Raw genomic sequence first — 26,355 nt, 5'->3', positions numbered from 1 at the left:
AAAAGTTTCACTTTTGTTCTATATCGTTATTGTATGAAGAGGAGTGCAACTGCCTGGATCGGTATTCACGTCTTTATCCAGTAGTATTACCTTAACTATTTATAAATTTCATCGGTCTTCGCTGGTATTTTCGGTAATTACGGCAAAGAAATGGGCGGTTAGAAATCGCGTCTACACAGATAAAACGTTAATTATAGAACTTGAAACCTAACCCCCTAACCCCCTTCCCTCGTAGGGAAGGGGTAACATTCAAAGCCTCTCTCCGTATAGGGGAGAGGTTTGGAGAGGGGTTTTTCAGATCCCATGAAAAGTCAGAGTTAGGGTAGGGTAAAAATATTTTTGCAAGAAGTCTACTGAATGTTTAATTTTTAGGTTTTGTGAATGAGGCTTTTGTCTTCATTAAAGGAGTTCTGAGGTTCATTAATGAAGCTCAGAACTCCTTTAATGGAGTTCTGAGGCTCATTAATGAAGCTCAAAGGTTCTTTAATGGAGTTCTGCAACTCTTTTTATGGGGAGTCGAGGATGATTTCGGCAATGGAAAAGTCGTGTTTAATCTCTAGGCTGTTGAGTAAGACTATTATTTAGTCCGCGTAGGCGGACTTTGTTTGTGTAGCCGCGAATTCTTTCGCTAAGAAACGAACCGCAGAGGCGCAGAGTTCACAGAGAAATAAGAGTTTTAGAGAGTTCTTTTGTAAGTTTTAGCCATTAAAATGTCACGACACTGCGAATCGATTCACCTTTGTGCATCAAGTCTAAGGCATCATTAATTTGCTCAATGGGCATGACATGGGTAATCAAATCATCAATATTTATCTTCCCATCCATGTACCAATCAACAATTTTCGGTACATCTGTCCGTCCTCTCGCACCGCCAAAAGCTGAACCTTTCCACACTCTACCAGTGACTAGTTGAAATGGACGCGTGCTGATTTCTTGCCCTGCACCAGCTACACCAATAATTACGCTGACACCCCAACCTTTATGGCAGCATTCTAAGGCTTGACGCATAACTTTGACATTGCCAATACATTCAAAGCTGTAGTCAGCACCACCTTTTGTTAAATCAACTAAATAACTAACTAAATCACCTTCGACTTCGTTGGGGTTAACAAAATGCGTCATGCCGAACTTTTCGGCTAAGGCGCGTTTACTGGGATTAATATCTACTCCCACAATCATATCGGCTCCTACCATCCGCGCTCCTTGGATGACGTTTAAGCCAATACCACCTAAGCCGAAAACTATAACTTTTGCACCTGGTTCGACTTTAGCTGTATAAATAACTGCACCAATACCTGTGGTTACGCCGCAACCGATGTAACAAACCTTTTCAAAGGGTGCGTCTTCTCGAATTTTAGCAACGGCGATTTCTGGTAAGACTGTATAGTTAGCAAACGTAGATGTACCCATGTAGTGGTGAATCATTTCGCCACCAATACTAAAACGGCTAGTACCGTCAGGCATTACACCGCGTCCTTGGGTGGAGCGAATGGCTTGACAAAGATTGGTTTTGAGGCTGAGACAATATTCACACTGGCGGCATTCTGGGGTGTATAAGGGAATTACATGATCTCCTGGTTTGACACTGGTGACACCAGCACCCACCTCGACTACCACACCAGCACCTTCATGCCCTAAAATTGCGGGAAACAAACCTTCAGGATCAACACCCGAAAGGGTATAAGCATCGGTGTGGCAAACTCCAGAGGCTTTAATTTCAACTAAAACTTCTCCAGCTTGTGGCCCCGATAATTGAACCGTTTCAATAGTTAACGGCTTACCCGCACCATAAGCGACTGCTGCTTTAACTTCCACGCCGTAGCTCTCCTGTATCCAGTTGCATTAATAAACTGTTATGAGTTTATATTGCAATCCAGTTTCAGATAAGCCTGTTTTTTCTCTGCCTGTTCCCTTGCTTCTATTGAGGAACACAGTATTAGTTTATATCGGAGGGTGGTTGCAAAAAGATTTTTTATAATTACTAGACGTTAACTAAAATTGCATTTTCTGGTGAGATTGGTACATTAGTTACAGGCGGCAAATCTGGAAGATGATATCTATCCGCCGCATGAATTTTTTGATTTTGTCAACCCCTTCCTCTATTCCTAATTTTACAAAGCTTATGAACCCTGCCCTAACTAAAATTGGCGCTCAAATGTCCAACCTAACTGGTGTACGCGCGATTATGAAGGACATTATCGAAACCTTGCAAGCTAGTGAGGGGCGGGAATTAATTAATTTGAGTGCCGGAAATCCGTTAATTTTGCCAGAGGTAGAACAGTTGTGGCGAGATGCAACGGCAGAACTTTTGGCTAGTTCAGAATATGGCGAGGTTGTTTGTCGCTATGGTTCCAGTCAGGGGTACGGGCCATTAATTGAAGCGATCGCAAATGATTTCAACAAACGCTATGGTTTAAGCTTAACCCCACGCAATATCTTAATCACTCCTGGCAGCCAAACTCTCTATTTCTACGCTGCTAATGCTTTTGGTGGCTACACCAGTAACGGTGAACTCAGACAAATTGTTTTACCTTTAAGTCCCGACTACACAGGCTATGGTGGTGTGTGCTTGTATCCAGAGGCTTTAGTCGCCTACAAACCAACTCTAGATATTGATGCGGCTAACCATAAATTTAAATATCGCCCCGATTTTAGCCAATTGTCGGTGTCAGAAAATACTGGCTGTATTATTTTCTCTCGTCCTTGCAACCCCACAGGTAACGTAATGACCGAGGATGAGGTGAAAAAAATCGCCGCTTTAGCTGCTGCTTATGATGTACCTGTATTGATTGATTCAGCTTATGCGCCTCCCTTCCCGGCGTTAAACTTTACAGATATGCAGCCAGTATTTGGCGATAACATTATTCATTGTATGAGTTTGTCCAAAGCAGGATTACCAGGAGAACGCATCGGTGTAGCTATCGGTGATGAAAATTTGATTCAAGTTCTGGAGTGCTTCCAGACAAATATGTGCATTCATCCCTCACGCTATGGACAGGCGATCGCATCTCGTGCTATCAACTCTGGTAGTCTGGTACAAATATCTGAACAAGTCATCCGTCCCTTCTACCAGAAGAAGTTTACAGTTCTAGAAAATACTCTAGAGTCTTCCATGCCTAAAGATTTACCTTGGTTCCTCCACCGTGGCGAAGGCGCAATCTTTGCTTGGTTGTGGCTGAAAGATTTACCCATCACTGATTGGGAATTTTACCAAGAACTGAAAAAAGTCGGTGTCATTGTCGTTCCTGGTAGTACCTTCTTCCCTGGTTTGAAAGAAGAATGGCAACACAAGCATCAATGTGTACGCATTAGCTTGACTGGCAGTGATGATGAAATCGTGTCTGGTATGCAAAGATTAGCCAAAGCAGCAGAACAAGTTTATCAGCGTGCGGCTGTGAGTGCTTAATACAAGCAGGGGAGCAGGGGAGCAGAGGGGAGTAAAACTAGTAACGAATAACAAATTACCAATGACAAAAAAACAGAAGAATAGCAAAGCTGAAGCAAAATCCCCACTCCCGACTCCCAACTCCCAACTCCCTAATTTAGATGACTGGTTAACAATTGGGAAAATTGTTGCACCTCAAGGGTTGGCTGGAGAATTAAGAGTTTATCCTGAAACTGATTTTCCCGAACGCTTTGAAGTACCGGGAACACGTTGGTTGTTGCGTCCTGGTCAGACAGAACCGCAACCAATAGAATTATTAGATGGCCGTTACTTGGATGGCAAGAATTTATATGTAATTACAATAGCTGGCGTAGAGAATCGTAACCAAGCTGAAGAATTACGTAATTGTCAATTATTTGTACCAGCAAGCGATCGCCCCGAATTAGGAGAAGATGAATATCATGTTGTGGATTTGATTGGCTTGGCAGTTTTTCTCCAAGAGTCTGGGGAATTGTTGGGTAATGTGGTAGATGTCATCCCTGCTGGCAATGATTTATTAGAAGTGCAATTAGTGACTAATGACAAAGAACAAATGACAAAGGACATAGACGCGCCAGTGGCTTCCCGCAGGGTAGGACAAAAAACAGTGTTAATTCCTTTTGTTCGAGAGATTGCACCAGTAGTAGATTTACAAGCCCGTAGGATTGAAATTACACCGCCTCCGGGATTATTGGAAATTAATTAAAGAATTGCTTTCTTTTAATTGCTGGGCTGCACCACCCTGCTGAGAAAATACTAAAGTTGTACCTGCTACTGCTAACATTCCCAGAACTGCAAGTATTAGCATTGCGGTTCGTTTTTTCAACTGGATAGCAGCAAATAAAATTTCAATTAAACTAGCGTTCCCCATAACCGGAATTGGTTCAAGTGCTGCTAAAGCCACTGTTGCATTAGGGTAGCGGTCTTTCCAGTTAGGTTGCACCATTGTCAGCAACCACGACCGAAAACTGGGATGTAGCTGGTTTGATAATTTAGGGAATTGGCAGCGATCGCCATGATCAATTAACTTACTAATATCCCCTGTATGGGTATTGGTAAGTAAGCAAATCAATGTCGCCCCTAAACTATATAAGTCTGAAGCCTGCGTCAGCGCATAACCAAATTGTTCTTCAGGCGGTACAAAACCAGGAGTTCCTGTGGATAATGTACTAAAAGCAATTTCTGCACTCTGTCTACTAGCTAGACCAAAGTCAACCAAATAAGCATTTAGTTGCTCATCCACTAAAATATTTTCTGGTTTGATATCTCGATGGATAATTGGGTCAATTTGCTGTTGCAGATACACCAAAATTTCCAAAATTGATATTGCTATCTGCTTAACTTCTGTTGGGGAAAAATCGCGTTTTGTCCCTAAAGAAGGAGCATTCTTATACTCTTGTACTAGACAAAAACTTACTGAGGTGACAAACGAATCTATGTAGCGGGGGATACGAGGATAATCAAGTTGCTGCAAGATTTCAATTTCTCGCTCATAAGCTTTGGAACCTGACCAGTCTGTAGCGGTAATATCAAAGCTGAACTCTTTAATTACTACTAGCTTGTGAGAGTTACAAACCCTAGCCAGGTAAGTAATACGACCACCTTCCTGGTTCCGTCCTAATTCTCGAACAACTTCATAGCCTTGCGCTGAGAAATCTGGATAGTAGGTTACGGGAATTTTCCCTTTATTACGCACATCAAGCTCCATTACACACCACCTGAGTTTGATTTTGTCAAGGTGCAATTAAAAATAAAAGGTACTCACCCAGCAAATAAAGTATGAATTATGAAGTCTGAAATTAGTAATTACAGCAGTTTTCATCCCAGTGAGGTACATTTCTCTAACCCCTAACCTCTAGCCTCTCGCCCCTATTTACTTGTACTGCACCCAACCGAAAAATGCTGTAACACTCAGACTTCATACTAGCCTGCGGTAAGCCGCTACGCGTCTACATACTTCAGACTTGTGTTAACCAATCAATGATTTGGGCGTTGACAATATCTGGAACTTCGTCGTGGGGGCAATGACCAGCATTAGGAATGGGAACAATTTTGATATCTTTGCCATTCTCACACGCCTCTTCGTAAATCTTAGCCCCAGTGATGGGTGTCCAGGGGTCGTCGGCACCCCAAATCACTAATAATGGACGTTGCACTTTGGGTAAAAGTTCCGTTGGACTTGGGCCGGGAGGTGCAGTCAGAATAGATGCAAACACTTGTTGCGCTCCCGGATCGCATGATGGTGTATAAAGTAGATCTACTAATTCATCAGTGACAGCAGTGCGATCGCGGTAAACTTGATAGAGTGTGCGGCGAATTTGATGTTTCTGGCGAATACGGTTAAAGACAAATTTACCAGTTAGGGGCGATCGTACAACTCGGTTAAAAGTTGCCATTACAATACGTAATGGCGGGTTCAATTCATGGGGCCGATGACTCAACCCACCCGCCGAGTTAATTAAAACGCCCCCAGCAGACATCTCTGGATATTCTGTCAAGACTATCAAGCCCAGGAGTGCGCCAATAGAATTACCGATAAATACCGCAGGTTCTTGAATATGCGCCGTCCAAAAATCTTTCAGCAGTTCTACCCAAATTTCTACACAGTAATTTAAAGGCGGTTTATCTGAACCACCAAAGCCCAAAAGATCTACTGCAAAAACTTGGTAGCCAGCATCAGCTAACACAGGAATATTTTTTCGCCAGTGTCCAATAGAAGCCCCAAAACCGTGAATTAACACTAAAGGCTTTCCTACACCCATGACAGTGTATTGAATTTTGTGACCCTGCCAAGTCCAAAGGAATTTATCTAAAGTAGCTGAAGGTAACTGCTGTGTGGTTCCAGTCATTATTAATATTCGTAAAGTATTATTCCATATAGTATTGTCTCTAACGTTTAAACGTTTTGGACACATTAGTACTTTTAGGTCATTGAATTTGAAATACTCCTGCGACATTGTTTGGAGTTACTGGTGATATTTGTTACGGTTACACCAACTGCGTAACGCAACAGTTATTTCACATCTTGCACCTTACCCCAGTCTTATGAAATTCGCGGCTATACAAACGCGTGTTCGCACTTCGACAAGCTCAGTGACCACCTGCGCGGACTAACATAAAATCAAGGGTTTTGTCTGTGTAGCCGCGACTTCAGTCGCTTGATGCAAGATGTGAATTAAGAAAGTCTAAATTTACTTATATATGCAGCCTGAACATATTTATACTGAACATAACGCATAAATGATGGTAAAATCAGGCTACTTACTAAGAGATTAAAAGTAAATCAATTATTAAATAAGCAGTTTAATTAATGAGTAAACTCCTATTATTATATTAATCAAAACATAGGTTATGCATTGCACAAGACTATGTTTCATTCTGGTTAGGTGCAATTAAATTCTGTTAATGCCGATTGGCAGGAGAATATTGATTTTCTTGACTATATTTAGATGAATGATAATAAATATATTGCCTGTAATTGTATTCTCAGACACATATTAAGACATATTTAAAAAATTAAAGCGTTTGTCTGCGTAAAATCTGATTCGGCTGTTGAGGTTTAAATGTAGGGTTTTTCTTCATCACAAACAGGGTATAGATACAATGCTAAAAAATCTGGCTGCCTTTCTCATTGCTCCTATTCTAATTCCTGCTCAAATTGCCTTTGCTCAAAATTCTCAACCAGATTTAAATCAAAAACTTGGAATGTACTCAAAGCCATCTGTAGTACGTATTAAGGCTGGTTGCTATGGTCGCTATGAACATAGTGGCATTGATAAAAATACTGGTCAGCAAAGTAGTAAGTATTATACATCTCTCAATGGTAATGTCGGTTCCGGTTTTTTTGTGAATTCCAATGGCTACATAGCGACTAATGCAAATGTAGTAGAAATAGTAGACAAAGTTAAAAATACACCAGACGGATGTAAAGATCTGGTAGCCGATGACATAGCTAAGCAGATCAAAGAAGACTTTAAAAAGGTAGACGAGAAGATAGTACAAAAGATCAAAAACTCGTTAAATGAGGAAAGTGATAATTTCCAGTTTTATAATTATGTATTGCTTCCAAATACCCAAGATTCTTTTCCGTTTAAAGTAAAAGAGATAGGCATACCAACAGGAAGCCAGGACGTTGCAATTATTAAAATTGAAACCAAAAATGCACCAGTTCTTAAGTTAGGAAATTCTGATACGGTGCAGTTGTTAGATAATGTATTGGTTATTGGATACCCCTCTGCTGCGGATCTTGGTGATGAACTTAAAGCGTCGTCAAGATTTGAAGCTTCTGTCAATGAAGGTAAGGTTTCTAGCACTAAGAAAAAGTTAAAAGACAACGCTCCAGTTCTGCAAATTGATGTACAAGCTGCTCTTGGTAGTTCAGGTAGTCCTGTGCTGAATGACAGAGGCGAAGTGGTTGGTATGATGATGACACTTACTGGTCGAGACTATGGAGGAACCTCTATTCCTTTTGCTATACCTACAAACACAATTCAGGAATATATTAGACGCTCTGGCACTGTCAATGAGCAAGGCCGGATTGATCCTCTTTATCGTGACGGTCTGGAATTATATTGGAAAGAAGACTATAGAGCCGCAAAAGCAAAGTTTGAGGCGGTTAAAGGTCTTTTTGAGCAGCACTCAGAGATAGATCAACTCATTCGTGACAGCCAAGAAAAAATTGCAGATGTATCGGCGAAAACTGACTACACTCCCTGGTTATTGGCAATTGGTGCTTTTCTGGCAGGAACAACGGCAGTACTCTTGTTTATAAACTTACGAAAACGGAATGTTGCTGGTTCAACCGAAATAATAGAATCAACAGAATATCTACAAGAGCCGACACATGAAATACAAGAACCAACTGTAGTCGAACCAGTAGAACGCGCACCATCATTGCAGGTAGTTTCTGGTTCTGTGAGCAATATCTACCGACCAGCAACAGTCATGAGTGGTTTAGGTACACGCAGCAGCACTTATTTAGAATTGAGAAATCCCCAAGGTGGAGTGCAGAGGCTGAATCTCCAAGGAGAACGCTATCAAATAGGACGCGATCGCGATTGGTCAAATATAGACCTAACTGAACCTGCATGGAATGTTCTTTCTTGGCATCATGCAGTTTTAAAAAAGGAAGGACAAAATTATCGCATTTACGACGGTGACGGTACAAAACTCAGCACAAACCGCATCTGGATCAACAATGCACCAATCAACCCCCAGGAAGGACATCTTCTTCAAGATGGGGATCATCTCAAAATAGGCTTAGACCCTGAAAATCAAGTTACTTTAATCTATAAAAGTCCTACTAGCAAAGAGTCTGTTGCCTAGCTAGACAACATAAAGTTGCAGTCGGCGTTGCTGATTAATGGAATGAATTTTATCTCGCCCAAAGATGCTAAGAATGTAACTTTAGTTATACTCAAAAATCTCAATTCATCCCATAGATTATGCAACGCCCATAACTCAATCCATGATCAATTGTTGATGTTGCCAAAACGATTATGAAAGCACCCAAACCTGGCGATTTACTAGATAATCGTTACTTGATAGTTCGCAGCTTGGCAGCAGGCGGCTTTGGCCAAACTTATATTGCAGAAGACACACGCCGTCCAGGCAATCCGGTGTGTGTTGTTAAACATCTTGTGCCAGCCAGTAGTGACCCAAAATTTTTGGAAAATGCTACACGTCTGTTTCTTACTGAAGCTCAAACCTTGGAAAAACTAGGCATACATGACCAGATTCCTCGGCTTTTAGCTTACTTTGAAGAACATCAGGAATTCTATTTAGTTCAAGACTGGATTGATGGCTTTCCCCTGACCCATGAACTTTTACCGGGTCAACGTTGGCCAGAAAGCAAAGTTTGCCAGATGCTCCAAGAAGTTTTAAGCATTCTGCAATTTGTTCATAGCTTTGGGGTAATCCATCGAGATATCAAGCCAGATAATATTATTCGTCGCCGCCAGGACAATAAACTCGTACTGGTTGACTTTGGCATAGTTAAACAAATTCGGACTCAAATGTTAACTCCTGGACAGATGAATGTCAACGCAACTATTGCGATTGGTACACCAGGTTATATGCCGACAGAACAAGGGAGAGGAAACCCTCGACCTAATAGTGATATTTATGCTTTAGGTATTATTGCTATCCAGTCCGTGACGGGCTTAAATCCAACTCAGCTTCAAGAAGACCCTCAGACGGGAGAGATTATCTGGCAACCTTGGGCGCAAATTAGTCAAGAGTTAAACACTATCCTGGATATAATGGTGCGCTATCACTTCAAAGACCGCTACCAATCTGCTACTGAGGCTTTAACCGCCCTTGAGCCACTAATAACCAGATTTTCTCTACCATCCCTAAACTCGGTAGTAACTCCCTCAGGACAAGTAATCGCTAGATCTCACCCAAACCAAGTATCTTCATCGCTAGATGCAGTCCCAGTTAACGAACTGTCACCAACCCAAGTCTCAATATCACCAATTGCAACTCCGGTTAACGAACCTCAGGTAACTCCAGACTCCTTAGTGCCAAGCCCAGTCCCAGTTAACGAACCGTCACCAACCCAAGTTTCTTTACCACCTGTAATTCTTGTTAACGAACCGCAACCAACCCAAATTTCTTTACCACCTGTAATTCTTGTTAACGAACCGCAACCAACCCAAGTCTCAAGACCGCCAATTGCAACTCCGGTTAACGAACCTCAGCTAACGCAAGCCTCCTTACAGCCTCCTGAGAAAGCAAACAGCGTAGTTTCGTACATAGATCCGTCACCATCACCAAAAGATTTACAGTTGAGTTATGTTTATTTATTGCGTCAAGCAGCAATCTTTGGATCGGGCAGTTGGTTATTGGTTATTTTCCTGACCAGTATGATAGGAATAATTTGGCTTGGTACTACATTTTGGTTAATTATTTTGGGATGCTTAATATTTGGTTATTTTGCTAAATACATTCCACAATCAGATAGGTCTGCTATTTTTGGTATTACTGTATTCTCGTCAGCTGTTACGTTTTTATTTTGGCCGCGTGGTATTTTATCAAGCACTCAACAATCAATACAATCAGTAATATTAGTGGTATTTTTATTAGCTCTTTTTGCTGGAGCTTTGGCATTTATTCTCATAATTTTATCTGGTATTTTTGAAACTTATCAAGAATAAAATTTTAAACTTACTATACTGGGTAGATGACTGTGGAGAAAATTAGTAAGCATTTTACACCACTAGCAATTGCTACAGCAGTTATGGTTTTTAGTGCTATATCTGTAAAAGTAATTGAAAACACAAGCTTATCAGCTTCAAATAATAATTTATATACTTCTACGGCAACACCGGAAACAACACAGACATCAACACCAGAAAGCACCCTCACTGCAACACCTGAATCTTCTCCTAGCTCAACCCTTCCAAACCCTATAGAGAAACGACTGAGTTTTGGTGAGAAAATTTTAGTAACACAAGAAGCACCAGGGATTCAAAGTCAAGATTTTCAGACTGCAAAAACCAAAGGAGTGGAGGAAATAGCCGCAGGGAATTATTTACAAGCGGCTAATGAATTTCAAACTGCAATCGGCATATATCCAAATGCTCCGGAAACGTTAATTTATCTAAATAATTCTCAAATCAATAATCAAGACTCATACACGATCGCAGTAGTAGTACCAATTGACAGTAACCGAAATGGTGCTTTAGAAATTTTGCGGGGAGTAGCTCAAGCTCAATCTGAAGTTAATGAGGCTGGAGGTATTAATGGCATACCTTTAAAAGTATTAATTGCTAATGACGACAATCAGCCAGAAATTGCTCAACAGATTGCCTCAGAGTTGGTGAAAAAACCAGAAGTGCTAGGTGTAATAGGTCATTTTTCGAGTGATGCAACCTTAGCAGCAAAAGAACAGTATAATACGGGGCAATTAGTGGCAATTTCTCCTGTTAGTAGATCTGCAAAACTATCAAATTCTAGCCCCTATGTTTTTCGTACAGTTCCTAGTGATGCGATCGCTGCAAAGACATTAGCTATACAGATGTTTAATAAGCTGAAAAAGCAGAAAGCAGCAGTTTTCTATAATTCTCAAATTGAATATAGTCGCTCTCTTAAGTCTCAATTTGTGGAGGAAGTTGTTGCCAATGGTGGACAAGTTGACCAAGACTTAGAATTTGACTTATCCGATTCTAATTTTAGTGCGCGTAATAGTGTAGAAAAGGCAGTTGCCAAGGGAACACAGGTACTAATGTTCGCAACTGACAGTACGATGCTCGATAAAGCATTGCTAGTACTTCAAGCTAACAAAAAACGCTTAAGCCTTCTTGGAGGTGATGATATGTACGCATCCAGAATATTAACAGATGGTGCTGACACAGCAGTCGGTTTAGTAGTGGCAGTTGCTTGGCAACTTGACGCTAACCCTAATTCAGATTTTGCTCGCAAATCTCAAGAACTTTGGCAAGGTAAAGTCAATTGGCGCACTGCAATGTCCTATGATGCGGCAGAAGCCTTAATAACAGCACTTGAGCGTGATCCTACTCGCTCTGGTGTTAAACAATCGCTCTCTGGAACAGGTTTTTTTGCTAAAGGTGCATCTGGGGTGATTAAGTTTTTATCTTCTGGCGATCGCAATGGTTCAATTCAACTAGTAGAAATTCGGCCTCGTAAAAGTCCAGCCACTGGCTATGAGTTTGTGCCTATACGTTAATTATCTTAAAAGAACTTAGACCAAAAATATCAATAATTTTCACTAATAAATTTTTGTATATACTATTTGTTAGCCTATGTTCTGGATAGTTTAAAACTGAGCCAGCCAAAAATTCCTGTTACCACAATTAAGCCAAAAAATAATCCAATAGTTGGTGTATGGTCACTGAAAATACCTCCATTACTTAAAACGTTTCCAACGCCAGCCCAAGTAATAGCACCACCAATAAGTCCAATAATTGAGGACATGAGAGCTTGCTCCCAATGAATCGGACGACGTGCTAATGCTACACGCCACCATGCTATCCATCCACCTAAACCACTGGCTAAACCGCCAACAGAACCGCAGATAATCAAAGTGTTTAGGCTTTGTGCATTGTTAGATGCGTCTAGAAATGATTTATTAGCTGCTCCCACAAAGAACCAAAGAATTACAATAGGTAAGAGAATAAACCATATTTTTTTACCAACATCAACAGCAGAATTTACGGTGAAAGTAGGTGGTCGAGTAGGAGATGGTCGTCCTGTTGATGTTGGTCTAGTAGTTACTGCTGGCGACGCTGATTGAGATTTGCTGTTTACTGGCGGTGTTGATGTGGATTTATTGTTGACTGGTGCTGTTGTTCGCGGTGTAATATTTGTTGGCTGTTGAATATTTGGCGATTTATTTTGTGATTGAGAAGAAATCGGCTTAGTCGGTTGTTGAGGGCTTCTGGATGCAGATTGTCTCTTTGATTCCTCTCTATCTTGACACTTATTAATAACCTGTTGAATAAATTCTAATTCTTGTGGAGATAAACTATTTTCGTAACTTTCGAGAGTATATTCCAAAAAAACAACTAACGATAGTACTCTTGCACTATCTCTGACGATATAACCCTTAGAAAGAGTTGCTAAAACACTAATTACAAAGTTTTCTAAAGTTTTATCAAACTGAATTCTGCCACGATATTCTTCTAAACCACAAATTGTGAGATAGTTTCTTCGCTCATCAGCAGTTTCTAACCGTAAAGTATTGGTTAGAATTCGTTGAAGTCTTGCTGCTTCTTGGGGTTTAAGAAATTCCATTTTTTATAATCACAATTGCTCTACTGTGAATGTTCTGCTGCTTAAAAAACTTTTATAATACTACCAATTTTGCTGCTTTATTTGGAACTGAAGCGAGCTTGGCTCGCTTCATAATAAATTTAGGTTAGATTTTTTGATGAAGAACAGGGGTTAACTCTTCTGGAATATTTTCGAGTTGAAGCTCTACACGGGCAAACTGGAAGGCTCTTTCAGGAGATTCCCCTGCACAGAGTGCTTTGTAAAAGCCTACTGCAAAAGTAATAGCAGCTTGATCACCAATAGCTTTATTCATTCCCACAACAAAGGAAATATGCTTTGCAATAGCTTGTGCTTGCAACTCAGAATAACAAGCATTCATCACAACACAGTTAACTTCATGAGAAACTAACTCAAACAATGCAGCCAGTGCTTGGGGTGTGACTGGTTGAACTTCACCTAAATTATTTTCAAAGCACAGTTCACCAGCCTCAGTTCCATGTCCTGAAAAATGGACAATATTAGGTTTGAAGTCTAAAAAAGCTTGACTAATATCTCTAGGTCTTACTGATGTAAGAGTTTCGAGAATAAATGCATCGCGTAGAGCAGAAAGTTGTAGTCTTTCTCGAATATCTCGTAATTCTTGACCCAAACGTAATCTAGAAGCATCACTAGGGTCGGCTGCTAAGAATAAAATTCTTGTAGTTTTTTTAGCGATTTTTTGAGCATTTTGGGGAGGCTCTATTTTACCAATCGGACTATGCTCTTTAAAAGCTTGTAAGTTATTCTGACCTTGCTCAAAAAGCCGCCTGAACAGACTGAGTTCCTGTTCTGATAATGAGGGATAGTCTTCCTCAAAATCACACAAGAAACCTAAAAGACGAACCATTGGATGATAGTCTAAGTCTCTGCTGTCAACACGATATCTTTTAAATTCTGCGACTAAAGCTTGTGCCAAGATATTGGGTTGTGATTCAAGTCTTAAGTTACCAATCAACGCTGGTTTAATATCAGCAGCCTCCAGAAGACCTTGGCGATCGCTAGCAGTATTTCTTTGCATTAGTACTTTTGACAGAGCTTTTATTAAAGGTACAACGTCCTTTTGTTCCAAAAAAACTTCTGGTTCCATTTTTAATTTATTTAATAGTTAGCTCAGAATGAGGATACAAAATTCTCTAAGTTAAGAACTCTGTACAGTAAACACTGTTGTAATACTTAATTTCTGAAGTTTCGCTAAAAACCTTTTCCTTAGCTTTAATGATTATAATCCCGCTAACTCTACTAATAAACAATATTGTATTTATTACCATAAAACTCGGTCTAAACCTTGTGGCAACAAGGATTTTAGCCGAGAGATTATCGAACTGGGACGGGGAAAACTGGAAAAAGTTAAAACTAGAAGCGGTTTTGTGATTCTTGGACTGAGACGAGATGATTTAGGAGGATTAATCGAATCTATTATCCATGAATCCCCACCCTGTTAAAATTTCCTCGTTCACCCTGCACACGCTTCACAGTCTGCTTTTAGTCGCCAAAAGTCTTGGTATATAAGGAATTATCTAGTGCAGGGTCAATATTTGCAAAGAGTTAATTCGCAACCCATACTGCACAATCATAGATACTAAGTTGTAGCAGGGTTTCAGCCATCATAAATTACCCAGTGCAGTCTGTGCAGGATAAAACGGAGAAGTTATAACTGTAAGTTGATAATGCTGCATTAGAGTTACTTAGGTTTTATAAGTAACTCTAAACACTATCATTAGGGTGCTTTTCTCGAAGCCAATATGCCAGAATCGTTAAACTTCTCATTTCTTGTAGTCCACGATCGACAACTTGTGCGCTTGGGTGCTTTAGCAGAGCGATATTTTGTTGATGACCCAAATACTTGTTTAATTAAGTTGCGGCAGTTTGGTGAATTACTGGCACAGTTAGCAGCAGCTAATATTGGACTTTATGAGGTAGCAGATGAACGGCAGATTGATTTACTCAATCGGTTGCGCGATCGCGGTTTAATTAAAGGTGAAGTAGATCGTCTGTTTCATGAGTTGCGAAAAATTGGTAATCAGGCGACTCATGAGCTTTCTTGCAATCACCGCACAGCATTAAGTGGGCTGAAATATGCTCGTGCGTTAGGGATTTGGTTTCATCGCGCTTTTGGTGGAGGGCGCAATTTTGATCCAGGTGCGTTTATTCCTCCACCTGACCCAAAAATAGAGACAGAGACACTCAAAGCAGAATTAGCACGCTTGCGAGAAGAAGCGCAACAATATTTAGCAACTGCGGAAACTGAAGCACAACGGCGCAGCACTGCCGAAGATTTGGCACGGGAAGCCCAAGCCAAAGTGCAGGAGGTATTACAACATTTAGCCCAAATTCAAGCCCAAGCTCAAAACCAGTCCCAGCAAACAATACAGCAGACAATCGCTCAAGCCCAAATCGCTGAAAGTGGAGTGCTACTGGATGAGAGAGAGACACGCCGACTGATTGATATTCAATTACGTGCTGCTGGATGGGAAGCAGATTCCGAAGAATTGACTTATCAAAATGGTATTCGTCCTTACAAAGGCAGAAATTTAGCGATCGCAGAATATCCCACTGCTAATGGACGCGCTGACTATGCCTTATTCTGTGGTTTGCAGATTGTGGGAGTAGTGGAAGCCAAGCGTCAGAGTAAGGATGTCTCTGAAGGAGCATTGAACCAAGCCAAACGCTACAGTGAAGGTTTTCAAATTGCCGGAGAAATTCTTTGTGGTGGCCCTTGGCAAAACTACAAAGTGCCGTTTGTATTTGCCACCAACGGTAGACCATATTTGCAGCAACTTCAGACCAAGAGTGGCATTTGGTTTTGTGATTTACGTCGTCCAACTAATTTGCGGGTATGCCTTCCCACATGGCACAGTCCGCAAGGGTTATTAGATGCTTTAGCTCAAGATATTGACCAGGCAAACACTCGCTTAACCCAGGAAGGTTTTAACTATGGGTTAGAGTTGCGTGATTATCAAATTCGTGCCATCCAAGCTGTAGAGTCTGCTTTAGCAAGGGAACAACGGATATTACTGTTAGCAATGGCAACAGGCACAGGCAAAACTAAAACTTGTATTGCTTTGGTGTATCGCTTACTCAAAACCAAGCGATTTCGGCGCATTTTATTTCTGGTCGATCGCACCGCACTGGGGGAACAAACTGACAATGCCTTTAAAGATTCTCGCATGGAGAATCTGCAAAGCTTTGCTGATATCTTCGAGATTAAAGGGTTAAAAGACACAGAACCCGACAGAGATACTAAAATCCATATTGCCACGGTGCAAGGTATGGTTAAACGAGTTCTCTACCCATCCGATACTGCATCTGTAATTACACCAGACCAGTATGATTGCATTGTGGTGGATGAGTGTCACCGAGGCTATTTACTGGATCGAGAATTAAGCGATCGCGAACTAGAGTTTCGGGATTTTAACGATTACGTCTCAAAATACCGTCGAGTGTTGGAGCATTTCGACGCTGTAAAAATTGGTTTAACTGCAACTCCTGCACTGCACACCACCCAAATTTTTGGTGAACCTGTTTACATCTACAGTTATCGAGAAGCTGTGATAGATGGCTGGTTAATTGACCATGAAGTACCTTTCAAGATTAGGACAAAGTTATCTGATGAGGGGATGGTTTGGAATCCTGGTGAGCAGATGGAATTTTTCAATCCCCAAACTGGGCAACTTGACTTAGTTCATGCGCCTGATGAGGTAAAAATTGAGGTAGAACAGTTTAATCGCAAAGTGATTACAGAAGATTTTAACCGAGTTGTCTGTGAAGCATTAGCCCAGCATATTGATCCATCACTGCCAGAAAAAACGTTGATTTTCTGTGCTACCGACGGTCATGCAGATATTGTGGTTAACCAACTTAAACAAGCGTTTCAGTCTATCTATGGCAGTGTGGAGGATGATGCAATTGTCAAAATTACAGGCAATGCAGATAAGCCATTAGAGTTGATTCGTAAGTTTCGCAATGAAGTTAATCCCAAGGTGGCTGTTACCGTAGACTTACTCACCACAGGAATTGATATTCCCGCGATTTGTAATTTAGTGTTTATTCGTCGCGTCAATTCCCGCATTCTCTACGAGCAAATGTTGGGTAGGGCAACTCGTCTCTGTCATGATATTGGCAAAGAGGTGTTTAGAATTTTCGACGCAGTGCGATTATATGAAGCGATCGCACCTGTTTCCAGTATGAAACCTGTTGTGGTTAACCCCAATATTTCCTTTACTCAATTGGTGGAAGAGTTAGAAACTGCCAAAAATCCTGATGCTTTAGAAATAGTCATTAACCAACTACTGGCGAAAATTCAGCGCAAACGCAGACATTTAAGCCCTAACAGTCAAGAACAGTTAGAAGCGATCGCCGGAATGCCATTATCAAATATGGTTTCCCATCTCAAGCAAAGTACACCACAGCAGGTAAAACAATGGTGGGAACAAAGAAAAGCAATTGCCCAAATTCTGGATCGTCGAGATGGTGGAACTGCACCAATATTGGTTTCCCGCCATACTGATGAGTTAGTTGCAATTGAAAGGGGTTACGGCAATGCTGAACGTCCAGAAGATTATTTAGATAGCTTTAGAGCTTTCTTGTTAGAGAACATGAACAAGATTCCCGCTTTAATAGTTGTTACACAGCGTCCTCGTGAGTTGACTAGAGCGCAACTCAAGGAACTGCGAATGCTACTAGATACAGCAGGATATACAGAAACTAACATCAAAACTGCATGGCGAGAAATGACCAATGAGGATATTGCTGCTTCCATCATTGGCTTTATCCGTCAGGCTACTTTGGGTGATGCTTTGATTCCTTATGCAGAACGAGTGGATCGAGCTATGAAGAAAATTCTGGCAAGTCAACCTTGGACTCCTCCGCAACGCCAATGGTTAGAACGGATTGGGAAACAGCTGAAAGCGGAAACAATCGTTGATCGGGGAGCGTTGGATAAAGGGGAATTTAAAAACCAAGGTGGCGGATTTGAAAGGCTTAATAAGGTTTTTGGCGGAGATTTAGAGAATATTGTGAGCCAGATTCATGAAAGCATTTGGAATTACCCCACCCTAACCCTCCCCTTGTAAAGGGGAGGGAATTAGATTACTCAGTTTCCCCCCTTTATAAGGGGGGATTAAGGGGGGTAATTCGACTTGTGTGTATACGATAGCTTTTATAACGGAGGATAAAGGGGGGAAATTTGGGGAACAATAAGCAGGTCAAAGAATATAAAAACATTGATGACAAAGCTTTATAATAAAGCCTCAGAAAAGCCCAAACGACAAACTCTTAGAAACAATATGCCCCTAGCAGAAAAAATAGTTTGGGCAAAGCTGAGAAATCAACAAATTGAAAGCTGTAAATTTCGTAGACAATACAGTATTGAAAGATTTGTGATTGATTTTTATTCTTCGGAATTGAGGCTTGCTATAGAAATCGATGGTGATAGTCACTATCAAGATGGAGTCCCCGAATATGACCGCGATCGCCAAGTATTTTTAGAATCAAAAAGTACGAGGATTTTGAGATTTACTAATCAGGAAGTTTATCAAGATATTGATGGTGTGGTGGATAAAATTAGGGAAGTTATTTGTATGTTGAGGGAAGTTACCCCACCCTAAGCCTACCATTCCTCGAATTACCCCACCCTAACCCTCCCCTTGTAAAGGGGAGGGGACAATTTCCCCCCTTTCCAAGGGGGGATTAAGGGGGGTAATTTGACTTGTATAAACGCCATAAATTTATATATATGCCAGCCACTTCCGATATTGTTCAAAAGCTTTGGAATCTATGCCACGTTCTCCGCGATGATGGTGTTACATACCTACAATATGTTACAGAATTAACCTATCTGCTATTTTTGAAGATGGCACAGGAGACGGGAGCGGAAAAGCAATTACCAGAGGGTTATCGCTGGGTTGATTTGGTTAGTAGGGATGGAGTTGAACAGCTAACATTTTACAGGTCGCTGTTACTCATGTTGGGTTCTGAGGATTCTTCGCAGCGAGTACAGGCGATTTTTGCTAATGCTCAAACTTCTCTCAAACAACCGCGCATTCTCAAAAAGTTAGTCACCAGTATTGACGAACTTGACTGGTTTTCCGAGCATCGAGATGAGTTTGGCGATTTGTATGAAGGGTTACTCCAGAAAAATGCCGATGAGAAAAAATCTGGTGCGGGACAGTATTTTACCCCTAGACCTTTGATTGATTGCATGGTTGCCCTGATCAAGCCGCAACCAGGAGAATTGATTCAAGACCCTGCTGCGGGTACAGGGGGTTTTTTGATTGCAGGCGATCGCTATATTCGTCAATACCATGATCCCTTTGAATGGACAGAAGCCCAGCAATCTTTTCAGCAGCATCAGGCGTTTTATGGCATGGAGTTGGTGCAGGATGCTCACCGCTTGCTGTTGATGAATATGATGTTACACGGAATCGAGGGGGCAGTTGATTTAGGTGATACTCTTTCTCCAACAGGACAGCGATTAGCCAAAGCCGATGTAATTCTTACTAATCCGCCCTTCGGCACAAAAAAAGGTGGTGGTTTACCTTCCAGAGATGATTTCACTTTTCCCACCTCAAACAAGCAATTGGCGTTTTTGCAGCACATATACAGGTCACTCAAGCCAGGGGGACGGGCGGCTGTGGTTTTACCCGATAACGTACTGTTTGAGGATGGACAAGGACGAGCGATTCGGGCTGATTTGATGAATAAGTGTAATTTGCATACAATCTTACGGTTGCCCACAGGTATATTTTATGCCCAGGGTGTAAAGACGAATGTTTTATTTTTCCAACGTGGCACAACCGAGAAAGGCAACACCAAGGCAGTTTGGTTCTATGATATGCGAACCAATATGCCCAGTTTTGGTAAGCGTTATCCTTTAACTCGTGAGCATTTCTCCCAATTTGAGCAATGCTATGGCGATGACCCCAATGGCAATAGTCCCCGTGTAGATTTGGGTGAAGATGGGCGTTTTCGCTGCTTTACGCGGGAGTATATTGAAAAACGTAATGAAAACCTGGATATTTCTTGGTTACGGGATGAAAGTTTGCAATCAGGCGATAATTTACCTGAGCCAGAAGTGATTGCTGCTGAGATTATGGAGAAACTGCGAATAGCAACCAAGGAGATGGAAGCCTTGATGATATTGCTGGAAGGGGAAGAAGCAGCAGAGGCTGTTAGTTCTTCTGTGGGGATGCCAACTTTAGAATAGAAATATGAGATAGAAGGCAGAAAATCGAGAAAATGAATATAATTTATGTGAATTGAGAGGATTATATATTATGAGCATTGTACAATCTGTACTTGAAAAACTTGAAGCTTTACCGTTAGAAAAACAACAAGAAATTTTAGATTTTACAGAGTTTTTATACAAAAAATTTCAGGAAAAAAATACTACAAAATCTTTGCCAGAATCAGATCCTATTTTAGGTTTAGGTTCTCAGCCAATTAAACTTGGTGTTACTGATGCAGCAGAAAATCATGATTTATATATTTATACTTCTGACTCATGACAATTCTGTTTTTAGATACGAGTTTTATAATTGCTCTTGAATTAGTAGATGAGCAGTATCACCAAATTGCAACACAGTATTGGCAAGGCTTAATAAAATCTTCGCCAAAACTGGTAATTTCATCTTATGTATTTGATGAAATAGTAACTTTTTTCAATAGTCGCAATCGTCATGATAAAGCGGTTGAGGTAGGAAATCGTCTAATTAATAGCGCAATTGTTGATATAGTTCAGGTTGATGAAGCGTTGTTTTTTGAAGGTTGGCAATACTTCCAACAACATGATGATAAATCTTATTCTTTAACTGATTGTATTTCATTTTTAGTTATGAATCGTTTAAATATTCAATTAGTATTAACTTTTGATAAACACTTTTTTCAAGCTGGATATCAAAAAGTACCTATGTAACTGTAGATTGTTGATTATTAAAGATGATTTTGAAAAAAGAGAAGAAATTGTATGAGTGCAGAACAAGAATTATTAACATACTGGCGTTCTCTTCCCCAAGATAAACAACAGGAAGTTTTAGATTTTGTAGAATTTCTTCATTTAAAAAACTCTGCAAATAAACTTCCCTTGGGAGTACGCTTACGAGAACTTCGCTCTAAAATTGTTGCTTCTGGTAAGCCTTTATTAAATAAAGATGAAATAGAAAAAGAACTTGCCAGCCGCAGAGGTGGGTTACAAGGTAGTGAAGAATGAAAATAACATATATTGATTCAGGAGTGCTACTCAGTGCAGCAAGTGGGGTTGGTGCAATTGCTGATAAAGCCCTTGAAATATTAGAAGATTCCGAACGAGAATTTGCGTCTAGTGAATTTGTTAAATTGGAGGTCAGCCCCAAAGCGATTTATAACAAGCAAACAGAAGAAGCGCAATTCTATGAAGAGTTTTTTGGTGATGTTACTTACTGGGCAAATGATTTGATCTATATTGTTCAAGAGGCTTATCAAATTGCTTCTCAGTATGGTTTAGCAGCTATGGACGCGCTTCATGTAGCTGCGGCGATGTCAGTTAGTGCAGAGGAATTAATCACAACCGAGAAAAGAACAAAACCTATGCACCGCGTTACTGGGATTACTGTAGTTTCTATTTTTGATTAATTAGGAGGATTTTTAATTATGCCTCAATCCGTGGAAAAGCAAAAATCTATTTTTGAAATTATCCAAAGTTTAACCCCTCAACAACAGGAGGAGGTTTTAAATTTTATTGAGTTTTTACAGTTTAAATCACAAAAGAACGATTTTGACAAAAAAGGTCAAACTGAGCAAAAATCACCAGAAAAATTAGGCTGGATGCCAGGTTTTTTTGAAGAGGTGATTGGCGGTTGGGTAGGAGAACCCTTAGAAAGACCAGAGCAGGGAGAATATGAAACGAGGGAGGCTCTATTTTGAGTTATCTGCTTGATTCAAATGTTTGTATCCGCTTAATCAATAATAGTAGTGCTGCGGTAACAAATCGTTTGGCATCGCAAGAACCAGAAGATATTTTAATTTCTACAATCACCCAATTAGAACTGTACTATGGGGCTTACCGTAGTCTTCAACAAGAGAGAAATTTAGAAATATTGCAACGTTTTTTTAGTCAATTTACTATTCTAGCTTTAGATGCAAAAGGGGCAAGGATAGCAGGAAGAATTCGGGCTGAGTTAGCTGCTAATGGTACACCTATTGGCCCTTATGATTTACAAATTGCTGCTATTGCAATAGCGAATAATTTAATTTTAGTCACGCATAATGTACGCGAGTTTAGTAGAGTTAATGGGTTACAACTTGAAGATTGGGAGCAATAAAATTGAGCAAAGAAATGAAATTGTCATTTGACGAATGGGAACACTTGTATAAAGGAAGATTTAAGGAATTACAGCAGAAAATTCAAGTGGGAATTGAGGCGGCTGAACGGGGTGCGGTGCTGGATGCAAAAGATGTATTTGAAAGGTTGCGCGAAAAGATGATATTGCTGGAAGGTGAAGAAGCAGCAGAGGCTGTGAGTTCTTCCGTGGGGATGCGAACTTTAGAATAGAAACATGAGTAATCTTAGTGAGTGAATAGTAATGAGTGCAGAGCAAGAATTATTAACACACTGGCGTTCTCTTCCTCAAGATAAACAAGAAGAAGTTTTAGATTTTGTGGAGTTTCTTCACTTCAGAATCAAGTCCCAAGGGAAAGAAGAAATTCAAAATCCTACGCTTAAAGGTAAAGGCTGGCCTCCAGGTTTTTTTGAACAAACGGCTGGTTGTTTAGCTGATGACCCTATTCAAAGATATCCCCAAGGGGAGTATGAACAAAGGGAGCAGTTAGATTGATTTATTTATTAGATACTAATGCTTGCATTGTTTATCTAAATCGTCCTATGTCTGGTGTGCGACAACGATTAACCATGCTATCTCCGCAAGATGTTGCTGTGTGTTCAGTTGTGAAAGGTGAACTATTATACGGTGCAATGCGTAGTAATAATCCTGTAAGGACTTTGGCTTTACAGGAAGCATTTCTCAATAATTTTATATCTTTACCTTTTGATGATGCAGCAGCTACGATTTTTGGAACAATTCGGGCTGAGTTAGCAGCTAATGGTACGCCGATTGGCCCTTATGATTTACAAATTGCTGCTATTGCAATATCAAATAATTTAATTTTAGTGACGCATAATGTACGTGAGTTTAGTAGAGTGAATGGGTTACAGATTGAAGATTGGGAGTAAGAAAGTTGAGCAAAGAAATGAAATTGTCATTTGACGAATGGGAACAGTTATATAAAGGAAAGTTTAAGGAATTACAGCAGAAAATTCAGGTGGGAATTGAGGCGGCTGAACGGGGTGAGATACTGGATGTAAAAGATGTATTTGAAAGGTTGCGCGAAAAGCTGCAACAAAAACGCACTCAAGCTGGCGAATGATTAACATTTGTAGGCTTAAAGGCTTCTACGTGAGGAAGGTGTTGAAATTGTGCGTGTTGTTAGTGGGTATCAGGATTTAGAAGGTTTGTTTTTAGGACAGGATGAGGATTAACGGAATTGGTTGGCATTATTGACGAATTAACAGAATTGCCTGAAGGTTGGATTTACATAAAGTTAGGGGACGTTTGTGAAATTCGTCATGGCTACGCTTTCAAATCAGAAGACTTTGGTGAAACAGGCCCTATTGTTCTAACTCCAGGGAACTTTACGGAACAAGGTCAGCTTGACTTTTTAAACAAAAGAGTTGTTCGTTTGAGTGGCTCCTACGATAAACAGTGGATTTTGAATAATGGCGACTTACTCGTTGTGATGACTGATTTATCGCAAAAGAAGTTAATTCTTGGTGTTGCCGCAATTCTACGTAGTGAAGAAGTAGTGTTACACAATCAGCGAATAGGATTAGTAGTTCCGTTTTTGAATGAAATTTGTCGTGAATATTTACGATATGGTATTCTTAATCCTGATTTTAAGAAACACGTTGATACAACAGCTACAGGAACTTTAGTTACACATACCTCTCCAACAAAGCTATTAAATGGCTCTATTGCTCTTCCACCACTCAACGAGCAAAAGCGGATTGTTACCAAAATTGAGGAGTTGAACGATCGCACTCAAAAAGCGAAGGAAGCACTCGACAGTATACCTCAGTTGTGCGATCGCTTCCGTCAATCAGTTCTCGCTGCTGCCTTCCGAGGCGATTTAACAGCAGATTGGCGCGAACAAAACCCAGATGTTGAACCTGCTTCAGTTTTGCTGGAGAGGATAAAAGAAGAGATTTTGCAGAGAAAAAAGAGAAACGTGGATGAACTTCCTGATTTATTTTCTCTACCTAATAATTGGATATGGTCTAGTTTATCAAATATATGTCAGGTTATTACTGACGGAGATCATCAGGTGATCCCTAAAGTTCCTGAAGGAATACCCTTACTAGATATCACAAACATCCGTACTGGCAATTTAGATTTTAGTAATACGCGACGGGTATCTGAGGATTATTACAAAGCTATTCCAGAATACAAAAAACCACAGAGAGGAAACATACTATACTCTGTTGTTGGTTCTTATGGTATTCCAGCATTAATTGATACTGATATTGAATTTTATTTCCAGAGAAATATGGCATTATTGAAGCCATGTAGCCTAATCAATCCTATTTACTTACTATACGCATTAAGGTCAAACTTTGTATTTGAACAAGCTACGGAACTATCTACAGGTACTTCTCAACCCCTAGTTAGCCTTACAGCATTGAGTAGAATTAAAGTACCTGTTGCTACTCATTCTGAACAAAAAGAAATTGTTTTAAGAATAGAAAATCTGTTCCAAGCTATTGAGAATGTTGAACAAGAATATCAGAAAGCCAAAGCAAATTTAGAACAAATAGATCAATCCATCCTTGCCAAAGCTTTCCGGGGTGAACTCGTCCCCCAAGACCCAGATGATGAACCTGCATCAGTATTACTAGCACGAATCCGAGCCGAACGGGAAAAATTAAACAACAGCAAACCAAAAAGCGATCGTACAAGTAAGCGCAAGCGCAAGACAGTCGAAGGTCAAGGAACTATACCAGGACTATAAAAGGATAGAGATACAGCGTTTCGCAAGTAAATGAGGTACACCCCTCCCCTTACCAAAGCTAAGGTATACATACAAGTCAAAAAAACTTCATCTCCCAAAGATTTGTAGTGCGTTACGCTGGCGTGATAAAGCTAAATTGTTGCAATCATGCGATCGCAATTGTTATTTCGGCGAACTCATTTGTTATTTCGGCGAACTCATTTGTTATTTCGGCGAACTCATTTGTTATTTCGGCGAACGCATTTGTTATTTCGGTGAACGCATTTGTTATTTCGGCGATGCCTACGGCGGGCTACGCCAACGCATTTGTTATTTCCGTGTGTCTAGAGCGCACCCTACGAAACTACAATGAAGAGAGCCAAGCCATTACACAGTTACCATGACCAGAACACTCATCCACTGGACAGTAGAAGACTATCATCGGATGATCGCAAGCGGTTTGCTGGCAGGGCGACAGGTAGAATTGATTGATGGGCAGGTTTTAGAAATGGCTCCAGAACTGCCGATTCATCGAGCGACGTATCGACGAGGTGTGAAGTATCTAGAACAATTGCTAGGCGATAGTGCCGTCATCTTCTCAGCAGCACCAATTACATTGCCCAAGTATGGTGAACCACAACCCGATATTTGCGTAGTGGTTCCCCCAGAATCTCGCTACGATGAACGCCATCCTGAACCAGAGGACATTTATTGGCTAATTGAGGTATCAAATTCTACAATAGCTTACGATTTAGACGAAAAAGCCAAGCTCTACGCCAAAGGCGGGATTCAATATTATTGGGTATTGGATATAGTCAATACCCAGTTGTGGGTGCATCGAAATGCACAGAATGGAGAATATCAGTCAGTTGTGCGCGTTTCTACAGGTACGTTAACTCCACTGGCGTTGCCTAGTATAGTGGTTGAAGTTGCTCGTTTGCTAGGTTAGTGAAGTATGGCTGATACAATTTAAGCCTTAAGGTCATGAAATACATCAAAGTCAAGGATTCAACTCTACTGTTATTTACACCCTTACACCCTTATAGCGTTTCCCTATCTAATGAAGTACACTCAATCAAATAAAGCTGTGTATCTTAATTAAGGATAAAAGTGAAAGCATATTCCCTAGATTTACGCCAAAA

The 26,355-nt window shown here is 40.5% G+C and carries 25 protein-coding genes; 20 read left to right on the top strand and 5 right to left on the bottom strand.

Annotated elements, in window-relative coordinates; genetic code table 11:
• Window positions 1-705: 705 nt before the first annotated feature.
• Window positions 706-1,815 carry an S-(hydroxymethyl)glutathione dehydrogenase/class III alcohol dehydrogenase gene (locus H6G76_RS27070; RefSeq protein WP_190708081.1) on the bottom strand — a complete coding sequence of 370 codons (1,110 nt, stop codon included), beginning with the start codon at window positions 1,813-1,815 and terminating at the stop codon, window positions 706-708.
• Window positions 1,816-2,122: 307 nt separating this feature from the next.
• Here H6G76_RS27070 and H6G76_RS27065 point away from each other — a divergent pair, with 307 nt between their 5' ends.
• On the top strand, window positions 2,123-3,406 hold the full coding sequence (locus tag H6G76_RS27065) for a valine--pyruvate transaminase (protein ID WP_190708078.1): 1,284 nt from the start codon (window positions 2,123-2,125) through the stop codon (window positions 3,404-3,406).
• A 61-nt stretch (window positions 3,407-3,467) separates the two neighbouring features.
• Window positions 3,468-4,130, top strand: a complete 663-nt coding sequence (gene rimM, locus H6G76_RS27060) for a ribosome maturation factor RimM (RefSeq protein ID WP_190708075.1) — start codon at window positions 3,468-3,470, stop codon at window positions 4,128-4,130.
• Here the strand turns inward: rimM and H6G76_RS27055 are convergent.
• A complete protein-coding gene (locus H6G76_RS27055) occupies window positions 4,113-5,132 on the bottom strand; it encodes a serine/threonine-protein kinase (RefSeq protein ID WP_190708073.1) in 1,020 nt (339 codons plus the stop codon). The two genes, rimM and H6G76_RS27055, sit on opposite strands and share 18 nt — an antisense overlap.
• Before the next feature lie 250 nt (window positions 5,133-5,382).
• Window positions 5,383-6,273, bottom strand: a complete 891-nt coding sequence (locus tag H6G76_RS27050) for an alpha/beta fold hydrolase (RefSeq protein WP_190708071.1) — start codon at window positions 6,271-6,273, stop codon at window positions 5,383-5,385.
• Window positions 6,274-7,027: 754 nt separating this feature from the next.
• On the opposite strand from H6G76_RS27050, the gene H6G76_RS27045 reads away from it, so the two are divergent.
• The 3 genes from H6G76_RS27045 (at window position 7,028) to H6G76_RS27035 (ending at window position 12,113) form a co-directional block, all read left to right on the top strand.
• Window positions 7,028-8,749 (top strand): trypsin-like peptidase domain-containing protein, encoded by a 1,722-nt coding sequence (locus tag H6G76_RS27045; RefSeq protein ID WP_190708069.1) that lies wholly within the window; start codon window positions 7,028-7,030, stop codon window positions 8,747-8,749.
• Between the two features lie 173 nt (window positions 8,750-8,922).
• Window positions 8,923-10,581 (top strand): serine/threonine-protein kinase, encoded by a 1,659-nt coding sequence (locus H6G76_RS27040; RefSeq protein ID WP_190708067.1) that lies wholly within the window; start codon window positions 8,923-8,925, stop codon window positions 10,579-10,581.
• A gap of 32 nt (window positions 10,582-10,613) precedes the next feature.
• On the top strand, window positions 10,614-12,113 hold the full coding sequence (locus H6G76_RS27035; protein WP_199337546.1) for an ABC transporter substrate-binding protein: 1,500 nt from the start codon (window positions 10,614-10,616) through the stop codon (window positions 12,111-12,113).
• Between the two features lie 74 nt (window positions 12,114-12,187).
• Here H6G76_RS27035 and H6G76_RS27030 read toward each other — a convergent pair whose 3' ends face one another.
• Together H6G76_RS27030 and H6G76_RS27025 are read right to left on the bottom strand one after the other, a co-directional pair.
• Window positions 12,188-13,180: a hypothetical protein gene (locus tag H6G76_RS27030; RefSeq protein WP_190708064.1), complete on the bottom strand. Its 993-nt coding sequence runs from the start codon at window positions 13,178-13,180 to the stop codon at window positions 12,188-12,190.
• Between the two features lie 124 nt (window positions 13,181-13,304).
• Complete coding sequence (locus H6G76_RS27025; RefSeq protein WP_242056533.1) at window positions 13,305-14,285, bottom strand: CHAT domain-containing protein; 981 nt, start codon at window positions 14,283-14,285, stop codon at window positions 13,305-13,307.
• 655 nt (window positions 14,286-14,940) lie between these two features.
• Here H6G76_RS27025 and hsdR point away from each other — a divergent pair.
• The 15 genes from hsdR to H6G76_RS26950 all read left to right on the top strand — a co-directional run bounded on the left by hsdR (window position 14,941) and on the right by H6G76_RS26950 (window position 26,162).
• The gene (hsdR, locus tag H6G76_RS27020; RefSeq protein ID WP_190708061.1) at window positions 14,941-18,270 is read left to right on the top strand and encodes a type I restriction-modification system endonuclease; all 3,330 of its coding nucleotides are present in this window, start codon (window positions 14,941-14,943) and stop codon (window positions 18,268-18,270) included.
• Window positions 18,271-18,423: 153 nt separating this feature from the next.
• Entirely contained in the window at window positions 18,424-18,804 is a 381-nt protein-coding gene (locus tag H6G76_RS27015) for an endonuclease domain-containing protein (RefSeq protein WP_190708058.1), read from the top strand.
• A gap of 128 nt (window positions 18,805-18,932) precedes the next feature.
• Window positions 18,933-20,402, top strand: a complete 1,470-nt coding sequence (locus H6G76_RS27010) for an N-6 DNA methylase (RefSeq protein WP_190708055.1) — start codon at window positions 18,933-18,935, stop codon at window positions 20,400-20,402.
• A gap of 70 nt (window positions 20,403-20,472) precedes the next feature.
• Entirely contained in the window at window positions 20,473-20,703 is a 231-nt protein-coding gene (locus H6G76_RS27005) for a DUF2281 domain-containing protein (protein WP_190708052.1), read from the top strand.
• Complete coding sequence (locus H6G76_RS27000) at window positions 20,700-21,110, top strand: type II toxin-antitoxin system VapC family toxin (protein WP_190708049.1); 411 nt, start codon at window positions 20,700-20,702, stop codon at window positions 21,108-21,110. Before H6G76_RS27005 ends, H6G76_RS27000 begins: the two co-directional genes overlap by 4 nt.
• 51 nt (window positions 21,111-21,161) lie before the next feature.
• On the top strand, window positions 21,162-21,404 hold the full coding sequence (locus H6G76_RS26995) for a DUF2281 domain-containing protein (RefSeq protein ID WP_190708046.1): 243 nt from the start codon (window positions 21,162-21,164) through the stop codon (window positions 21,402-21,404).
• Window positions 21,401-21,805, top strand: coding sequence for a PIN domain-containing protein (locus H6G76_RS26990; protein WP_190708042.1), 405 nt, complete (start codon window positions 21,401-21,403; stop codon window positions 21,803-21,805). The genes H6G76_RS26995 and H6G76_RS26990 overlap by 4 nt, the downstream gene beginning before the upstream one ends.
• Before the next feature lie 30 nt (window positions 21,806-21,835).
• A complete protein-coding gene (locus tag H6G76_RS26985) occupies window positions 21,836-22,096 on the top strand; it encodes a DUF2281 domain-containing protein (protein WP_313934840.1) in 261 nt (86 codons plus the stop codon).
• Window positions 22,093-22,494, top strand: coding sequence for a type II toxin-antitoxin system VapC family toxin (locus tag H6G76_RS26980; RefSeq protein ID WP_190708037.1), 402 nt, complete (start codon window positions 22,093-22,095; stop codon window positions 22,492-22,494). The genes H6G76_RS26985 and H6G76_RS26980 overlap by 4 nt, the downstream gene beginning before the upstream one ends.
• Window positions 22,495-22,508: 14 nt before the next feature.
• Window positions 22,509-22,724 carry a hypothetical protein gene (locus H6G76_RS26975; RefSeq protein ID WP_190708035.1) on the top strand — a complete coding sequence of 72 codons (216 nt, stop codon included), beginning with the start codon at window positions 22,509-22,511 and terminating at the stop codon, window positions 22,722-22,724.
• Window positions 22,725-22,755: 31 nt separating this feature from the next.
• Window positions 22,756-23,007 carry a DUF2281 domain-containing protein gene (locus H6G76_RS37310; RefSeq protein WP_242056532.1) on the top strand — a complete coding sequence of 84 codons (252 nt, stop codon included), beginning with the start codon at window positions 22,756-22,758 and terminating at the stop codon, window positions 23,005-23,007.
• Window positions 23,004-23,402: a type II toxin-antitoxin system VapC family toxin gene (locus H6G76_RS26965; RefSeq protein ID WP_190708032.1), complete on the top strand. Its 399-nt coding sequence runs from the start codon at window positions 23,004-23,006 to the stop codon at window positions 23,400-23,402. The genes H6G76_RS37310 and H6G76_RS26965 overlap by 4 nt, the downstream gene beginning before the upstream one ends.
• A 17-nt stretch (window positions 23,403-23,419) precedes the next feature.
• Entirely contained in the window at window positions 23,420-23,596 is a 177-nt protein-coding gene (locus H6G76_RS26960) for a hypothetical protein (protein WP_190708029.1), read from the top strand.
• A 117-nt stretch (window positions 23,597-23,713) separates the two neighbouring features.
• Window positions 23,714-25,234, top strand: coding sequence for a restriction endonuclease subunit S (locus H6G76_RS26955; RefSeq protein WP_190708026.1), 1,521 nt, complete (start codon window positions 23,714-23,716; stop codon window positions 25,232-25,234).
• A 379-nt stretch (window positions 25,235-25,613) separates the two neighbouring features.
• Window positions 25,614-26,162, top strand: coding sequence for a Uma2 family endonuclease (locus H6G76_RS26950; RefSeq protein ID WP_190708023.1), 549 nt, complete (start codon window positions 25,614-25,616; stop codon window positions 26,160-26,162).
• Window positions 26,163-26,355 lie beyond the last annotated feature (193 nt).

The organism is Nostoc sp. FACHB-152, from assembly GCF_014697475.1.
In the GTDB taxonomy this organism is placed as follows: domain Bacteria; phylum Cyanobacteriota; class Cyanobacteriia; order Cyanobacteriales; family Nostocaceae; genus Nostoc_B.
This window is presented reverse-complemented; position numbering and strand designations above follow the sequence as displayed.